Annotated in this window: 2 protein-coding genes; both read left to right on the top strand. The window is 76.4% G+C overall.

The window, feature by feature from the left end; genetic code table 11:
- Positions 1-2,354: KR domain-containing protein (locus ACFUEL_RS30490; RefSeq protein WP_380240010.1), on the top strand; the 2,354-nt coding region annotated here is incomplete at its 5' end.
- Between the two features lie 41 nt (positions 2,355-2,395).
- On the top strand, positions 2,396-7,683 hold a 5,288-nt coding region (locus ACFUEL_RS30485), incomplete at its 3' end, for a type I polyketide synthase (protein WP_380240009.1).

Here is a 7,683-nt window from a genome sequence, read left to right as displayed (position 1 = left end):
CCGTCTGCGGCACGCTGCGCCGCGACGACGGCGGCGCGACCCGCCTGCTGACCTCGCTGGCCGAGGCGTACGTCAACGGCGCCCCGGTGGACTGGGCGGCCGTCCAGGGCGCCGGGCGGCGGGTGGACCTGCCGACGTACGCGTTCCGGCACGACCGCTTCTGGCCGAAGGTGCCGGTGGACGGCGGCCGGGCGGCCGGGCGGGACGGATCGGGGACGGCGGCCGAGTCGGCGTTCTGGGCGGCCGTCGAGGGCGGCGACCTGACCGCGCTGGCCGACACGCTGGCCGTCGAGGGCGAGCAACTGGCGGGCGTGCTGCCCGCGTTGACTACCTGGCGGCGGCTCGACCTGGAGCGTTCGACCACCGCCTCCTGGCGCTACCGGATGGGCTGGGCGCCGGTCGCCGACCCCGACCCGGCGGTGCTGACCGGGACGTGGCTGCTGGCCGTCCCCGAACGGGCGGCCGAGGACGACCTGGCCCGGGGCTGCACCGCCGCCCTGGGTGCGCGGGGCGCGCTGACCGTGCCGGTGGAGGTGCCGGCCGGGACGACCGACCGCACGGCGCTGGCCGCGCTGCTGACCGGCGCGCTCGAGGACGCCGGGACCCGGCCGTCCGAGGTGTCCGGCGTGCTGTCGCTGCTGGCGCTGGACGAGACGCCGCTGCCGGACCACCCCGTGGTGGCCGGCGGCCTGGCGGCGACGCTGACGCTCATCCAGGCGCTCGGCGACAGCGGGGTGGAGGCGCCGCTGTGGCCGGCCACCCGGGGCGCGGTGTCCACCGCGCCCGGCGAGGCGCCGAGCAGCCCGGTGCAGGCGCAGGTGTGGGGTCTGGGCCGGGTGGTCGGGCTCGAACACCCCGACCGCTGGGGCGGGTTGGTCGACCTGCCGGAGACGCTGGACGACCGGGCGGGCGCCCGGCTGGCGGCGGTGCTGGCGGGCTGCGGCGAGGACCAGGCGGCGATCCGCCCGGCCGGGCTGCTGGGCCGCCGGATGAGCCACGCCGCCGAGGTCCGCGGCGAGGGCCGCTGGACGCCGCGCGGCACCGCCCTGATCACCGGCGGCACCGGCGCGATCGCCGGGCACGTCGCCCGCTGGCTGGCCGACGGCGACGCCGCGCGCCTGGTGCTGACCGGCCGCTCCGGCCCGGCCGCCGCCGGGGTCGCGGCGACGGTGGCCGACCTGGCCGCCCGCGGCACCGCCGTGGACGTGGTCTCCTGCGACGTCGGCGACCGGACGGCGGTGGCCGGCCTGGTCGACTGGGTCGGCCCGGAGCTGTCCTCGGTGCTGCACACCGCCGCCGTGCTGGACGACGGCGTGGTGGACCGGCTCACCCCGGAGCGGCTGGGCACGGTGCTGGCCGCGAAGGCCGCCAGCGCCGCGCACCTGGACGAGCTGACCGCGCACCTCGACCTGGACGCGTTCGTGCTGTTCTCGTCCGCCGCCTCCACCCTGGGATCCGCCGGGCAGGGCAACTACGCGGCCGCCAACTCCTACCTGGACGCGCTGGCCGAGCAGCGGCGCGCCCGCGGCCGGGCCGGCCTGTCGGTGGCCTGGGGCCAGTGGGGCGGCGGCGGCCTGGCCGAGTCGAAGGAGGCGATCCGGGAGCGGATGAAGAAGCTCCCGATGTCGGCGATGGACCCGGAGTTGGCGGTCCGGGCACTGGGCGAGTCGCTGCGCGGCCCGGACGCGGTGGTGACCGTGATGGACGTGGACTGGGAGGTGCTGGCGCAGACCGCCGCGGGCCTGTCCGAGGCGCCGCTGGTGCGCGACCTGCCCGAGGTCCGGCGGATCGCCGCCGCGGGCGCCCGTACCGCCGAGGCCGCGCCCGCCGAGGGCGACCTCGCCCGGCGGCTGGCCGGCAAGGACCGGGCCGAGCAGGAACGCGTCCTGACCGACCTGGTGCGGGCCGAGGCCGCGGTCGTGCTGGGCCACCCCTCGGTCGACGGCGTGCAGGCCCAACAGGCGTTCAAGGACCTGGGGTTCGACTCGCTGACGGCGGTGGAGATCCGCAACCGGTTGAACACCGCCACCGGACTGCGGGTGCCCGCTACGTTGATTTTCGACTACCCCACCCCGGTGGCGGTGGCCGCCTGGCTGCGCACCGAACTCGCCCCCGAGGAGGGCGGGCAGGCACCGGCCCTCGACGACCTGGACCGGCTGGAGGCCGACCTCGCGCAGGCGGCGCCCGACCGGGCCACCGGGGAGCGGATCACGAGGCGGCTGCAGAGCATTCTGTCGAAGTGGATCGAAAAGCAGGGCGAAGCGGAGTCCGGCGGCGGAGAGGTCGAACTCGATTCGGCGACACCCGACCAGGTATTTGAGTTTCTCGACAAGGAACTCGGTCTGTCCAACTAGTTACTTCGCGCTAATCGACGGCATTTTGGTAAGGGGTCACTGTGGATAACCAAGAGAAACTCTTCGACTACCTGAAGAAGACCGCGGCCGAGCTCCAGGAGACGCGCAAGCGCCTGCACCGGCTGGAGGCCGGCGAGTACGAGCCGCTGGCGATCGTCGGCATGGCCTGCCGCTACCCCGGCAACGTGGAGACCCCCGAGGACCTGTGGGACCTGCTCGCCGCGGGCGGCGACGCGGTCGGCGAGTTCCCCACCGACCGCGGCTGGGACCTCGCCAGCATCTACGACCCCGACCCGGACAAGTCCGGCCGGTCGTACACCAACTCCGGCGCTTTCGTGAAGGACGCCAGCGGGTTCGACGCCGCGTTCTTCGGGATCTCGCCGCGCGAGGCCGTCGCGATGGACCCGCAGCAGCGCCTGCTGCTGGAGACCTCCTGGGAGGCGCTGGAGCGGGCCGGCATCGACGCCGGGACGCTCAAGGGCAGCCGGACGGGCGTCTTCGTCGGCGGTTTCACCTCGAACTACCTGGTCAACCTGGAGCTGGCGGAAGGGGGGACGGCCGGCCTGGAGGGCCACATGATGACCGGCAACCTGACCGCCGTGCTCTCCGGCCGGGTCTCCTACGTGATGGGCCTGGAGGGCCCGGCGGTCACCGTCGACACCGCCTGCTCCTCCTCGCTGGTCGCCCTGCACCTGGCCTGCCAGGCCATCCGGGCCGGCGAGTGCACGATGGCCCTGGCCGGCGGCGTCACCGTGCTCGCCCAGCCCGGCATGTTCGTCGAGTTCTCCCGCCAGCAGGGCCTGTCGGTGGACGGCCGCTGCCGCGCCTTCTCCGACGACGCCAACGGCACCGGCTGGGCCGAGGGCACCGGCATGCTGGTGGTCGAGAAGCTGTCCGACGCCCGCCGCAACGGCCACCAGGTGCTCGCGGTGATCCGCGGCTCGGCGATCAACCAGGACGGCGCGTCCAACGGCCTGACCGCCCCCAACGGCCCCTCCCAGCAGCGCGTCATCCGCGCCGCGCTGGAGAACTCCCGGCTGTCCGCCGCCGACGTGGACGTGGTGGAGGCGCACGGCACCGGCACCAAGCTCGGCGACCCGATCGAGGCGCAGGCGCTGCTCGCCACCTACGGCCAGGAGCGGGCCGGGGACCAGCCGCTGTGGCTCGGCTCGGTCAAGTCCAACCTCGGGCACACCCAGGCCGCGTCCGGCGTGGCGGGCGTGATCAAGATGGTGATGGCGCTGCGCAACCAGCAGCTGCCGCGCACCCTGCACGTCAACCGGCCGACGCCGCACGTCGACTGGGACTCCGGCAAGGTCGAGCTGCTGACCGAACCGGTCGCCTGGCCGACCGGCGAGCGGGTGCGCCGGGCCGGCGTCTCCTCGTTCGGCGGCAGCGGCACCAACGCGCACGTCATCCTGGAGGAGGCCCCCGCCGAGGAGCCCGCCGAGCCGCAGCCCGAGCCCGCCGCCCCGGTGCTCTCCGGCGCCGGCGCGTGGCTGGTGTCGGGCCGCTCCCCCGAGAGCCTGGCCGCCCAGGCCCGGCAGCTGCACGAGCGGGCCACCCGGCGCCCCGAGCTCGAACCGGCCGACGTGGCCTGGTCGCTGGCCACCAGCCGGGCCACCTTCGAGCACCGCGCCGTCGTGGTCGGCACCGACCGCGACGAACTGCTGTCCGGCCTGGCGGCCCTCGCCGACGGCGCCCCCCACGGCACCCTGGTGCGGGGCGTTGCCCGGCTCGACCCCCGCCCGGTGTTCGTCTTCCCCGGCCAGGGGTCGCAGTGGCTGGGCATGGGTCGTGAACTCGCCTCGGTGAGCCCGGTGTTCGCGGCGCGGCTGGCGCAGTGTGCGGCGGCGCTGGAGCCGTTCGTGGACTGGTCGCTGGACGAAGTACTCGCCGGTGAGCCGGAGTTGAAGGCCGCCGATGTGGTGCAGCCCGCGCTGTGGGCGGTGATGGTCTCGCTCGCGGCCGTCTGGGAGGCGGCGGGGGTCAAGCCCGAGGCGGTGGTGGGCCACTCGCAGGGCGAGATCGCCGCCGCCACCGTCGCCGGCATGCTCTCGCTGGAGGACGGCGCCCGCGTCGTCGCGCTGCGCTCGCAGTCGCTCAAGGCGCTCGCCGGGCTCGGCGGCATGCTGTCGGTCTCCCGCTCCGCCGAGGCCGTCCAGGAGCGGATCGCCCGGTACGGCGACCGCGTCGCCCTCGCCGCCGTCAACGGCCCCGCCACGGTGGTGGTTTCGGGCGAACCCGGCGCACTGGAGGAGCTGAAGGCCGAGTTCGAGGCCGAGGGCGTCCGCGCCAAGCTGGTCGCCGTGGACTACGCCTCGCACTCGGCGCAGGTCGAGCGCCTGGAGCAGGAGATCCGCGAGGTCCTCGCCCAGGTCGCGCCGCGTTCCGGCCGCATCCCGATGGTCTCCGCGGTCACCGGCGAGACCCTGACCGGCGAGGAACTCGACGCCGGGTACTGGTACGCCAACCTGCGGGCCACCGTGCACTTCGAGCGTGCCGTGCGCACCCTCGCCGCCCAGGGCCACCGGCTGTTCGTCGAGGTCACCCCGCACCCCGTGCTACTCGGCGCGATGACCGAGTCGCTGGAGCAGGCCGTCCAGGAGGCCGGGCCCGGCGCCGTCCCCGCCGCCGTCTGCGGCACGCTGCGCCGTGACGACGGCGGCGCGACCCGCCTGGTCACCTCCTTCGCCGAGGCGTTCACGGCCGGCGCCCCCGTGGACTGGTCGGCCGTCCTGCCGGCCGCGAACCGGGTGGACCTGCCCACCTACCCCTTCCAGCACGAGCGGTTCTGGCCCAAGGGCACCCTGGGCGAGCTGCGCGCCGCCCGCCCCGGCGGCGACCCGATGTCGCTGGGCCTGGGCGCCGTCGGCCACCCGCTGCTCGGCGCGGCCGTCGAACTCGCCGGCGGCGCCGGCCTGGTCTGCATGGGGCGGATCTCGCTGCGCACCCACGCCTGGCTCGCCGACCACGCCGTCGGCGGCACCGTCCTGCTGCCCGGTACCGGCTTCGTCGAACTGGCCGTCCGGGCCGGCGACCAGGCCGGCTGCGGCCTGCTGGAGGAACTCACCCTCCAGGCGCCGCTGGTGCTGCCCGCGGACGGCTCCGGCATCCAGCTCCAGGTCGTGGTGGCCGCCCCCGACGGCGAGGGCCGCCGCGGCGTCGAGGTGTTCTCCCGCGCCGAGGACGCCACCGCCCAGCAGCCGTGGACCCGGCACGCCGTCGGCGTGGTCGCCCCGGCGCTGACCGCCGGCCGCGCCGAGCCGGACCTCGCCGCCTGGCCGCCGCCCGGCGCCACCGCCGTCGACGTCACCGACCTCTACCCCGTGCACCTCGCCGACGTGTACGGCCCCGCCTTCCACGGCCTGCGGGCCGCCTGGAAGCGCGGCGCCGACGTGTTCGCCGAGGTCGCCCTGCCCGACGCGGTCGCCGCCGACGCGGGCGCCTTCGGCCTGCACCCCGCGCTGCTCGACGCCGCCCTGCACGCCGCCGTCCTCGCCGAGCAGGTCGCCCCGGCCGGCCCCGGCCAGGTCCCGATGCCGTTCTCCTGGACGGGCGTCGAACTGCACGCCGGCGGCGCCGCCGTGCTGCGGGTGCGGGTCCGCCAGGACGCCCAGGGCAACGTGTCGCTGACCGCCGCGGACGCCACCGGCGCCCCCGTCGTCACCGTCGGCTCGCTGGTCAAGCGCCTCGTCTCGACCGAGCAGCTCCAGGCGGCCCGCAACGAGCTCACCGACTCGCTGTTCGTCCAGGAGTGGACCCAGCTGGCCCCCGGCGACGCCCCGGCCGGCGACTGGGCACTGGTCGGCGCCGACCGCTTCGGCCTCACCGACGGCCTGACCGCCGCCGGCACCCCGGTGCGCGCCTTCGCCGACCTCGCCGACCTCGCCGCCGCCGACGACGTCCCGCGCACCGTCCTGCTGTGCGCCGACGCCCGGCTCGGCACCGACCCCGGCACCGACCCGGGCCGCGACGTGCCCGCGACCGTCCGCCGGGCCGGCGCCGAGGCGCTGCGCCTGGTCCGCGCCTGGCTGGACGAGCCGCGCCTGGACGAAGCCGTCCTGGTCGTCGTCACCCGCGGCGCGGTGGACGCGGCCGCCGGCGAGCCCGTCGCCGACCTGGCCGCCGCCGCCGTCCGCGGCCTGCTGCGCTCCGCCCAGGCCGAGAACCCCGACCGGATCGTCCTGGTCGACCTGTCCGCCGTCGACGGCACCGGCCAGTTCGCCCTGTTGCCCACCGTCGTCGGCGGCGGCGAACCCGAGCTCGCGCTGCGCGGCCACGCCGCCTACGGCCGCCGGCTGACCCGGCCGGCCGGCGAACTCGCCCCCGTCGCCCACCCGTCCGGCGTCGACCCGGCCGCCCGCTCGCTGCTGGTCACCGGCGGCACCGGCACCCTCGGCGCGCTCACCGCCCGCCACCTGGTCGCCACCGGCCGGGCCGGCGGCGTGCTGCTGACCAGCCGCTCGGGACCGGCCGCCGCCGGGGCCGCCGCGATCGCCGCCGAACTCGCCGAACTCGGCGTCTGGGTGCGGATCACGGCCTGCGACGCCGCCGACCGCGCCGCCCTCGCGAACGTGCTGGCCCGCGTCCCCGCCGAGAACCCGCTCGGCTCCGTCGTCCACTCCGCGGGCGTCGTCGACGACGGCGTGATCGCCTCGCTCACCCCCGAACGCCTCGCCGCCGTCATGCGGCCCAAGGTCGACGCCGCCTGGCACCTGCACGAACTCACCCAGGACCTCGACCTCGAACGGTTCGTGCTGTTCTCCTCCGCCGCCTCCACCTTCGGCGCGGCCGGCCAGGGCAGCTACGTCGCCGCCAACTCCTTCCTGGACGCCCTGGCCGGCTACCGCCTGGCCGGCGGCCTGGCCGGCACCTCGCTCCAGCTCGGCCCCTGGATGCACGAGGCCGGCATCGGCCGCAACCTGAACCGGACCTCGCTGTCCCGGATCGACCGCGGCTTCGTCCCGCTCGGCGCGGAGGACGGCCTGACCGTCCTGGACGTCGCCCTGGAACGCGACGAGGCCGTCCTGATGCCCGCCCGCCTCGACATCGCCGCCCTGCGCGCCCAGGCCGCCGGCAGCGACACCGTCCCGCCGCTGTGGCGCACCCTGGCCGGCGTGTCCGTCCGGCGCGCCGCCGCCGCGTCCGCCGCGAGCACCGGCGCCGACGCGGCCGACGCGCTGCGCGGCCGGCTCGCCGCCCTCCCGGCCGCCGAACGCGACCGGGCACTGCTCGACCTGGTCCGCAACGAGGTCGCGATCGTGCTGGGCCACGGCTCCGCCGACGCGATCGAGGACCGGCGCGCGTTCAAGGACCTGGGCTTCGA

Source organism: Kitasatospora sp. NPDC057198 (genome assembly GCF_042670125.1).
Lineage (GTDB): Bacteria > Actinomycetota > Actinomycetes > Streptomycetales > Streptomycetaceae > Kitasatospora.
Note: the sequence above shows the minus strand (reverse complement) of the source record. Positions and strands in the feature narration are given on the sequence as shown.